The sequence below is a fragment of the Mesorhizobium sp. M4B.F.Ca.ET.203.01.1.1 genome, from assembly GCF_004791025.1.
GTDB classification, from domain to species: Bacteria; Pseudomonadota; Alphaproteobacteria; order Rhizobiales; family Rhizobiaceae; genus Mesorhizobium; species Mesorhizobium abyssinicae.
Window position 1 is genome coordinate 1 of sequence record NZ_SRUO01000310.1, and the last position, 279, is coordinate 279.

1 protein-coding gene is annotated in these 279 nt (G+C 59.5%); it reads left to right on the plus strand.

Annotated features, from left to right (window positions below; translation table 11 throughout):
• Positions 1-279: sugar phosphate nucleotidyltransferase (locus tag EN846_RS34845; RefSeq protein ID WP_245518785.1), on the plus strand; the 279-nt coding region annotated here is incomplete at both ends.

Sequence of the window (279 nt, forward strand, 5' to 3'; positions counted from 1 at the left end):
CGCGCGATGGGGGTGCCTCGGTCTTCGCCTACTATGTAGATGATCCCGAGCGTTATGGCGTGGTCTCTTTCGACAAGGCCACCGGCAGGGCTTTGACGATCGACGAGAAGCCGCAAAAGCCGAAGTCCAACTGGGCCGTGACCGGCCTTTATTTCTACGACAACAACGTGGTCGACATCGCCTCGAACATCCGTCCTTCGGCGCGCGGCGAGCTTGAGATCACCGCAGTCAACAATGTTTATCTCGAACGCGGCGAACTGCATGTCCACCGCCTCGGCC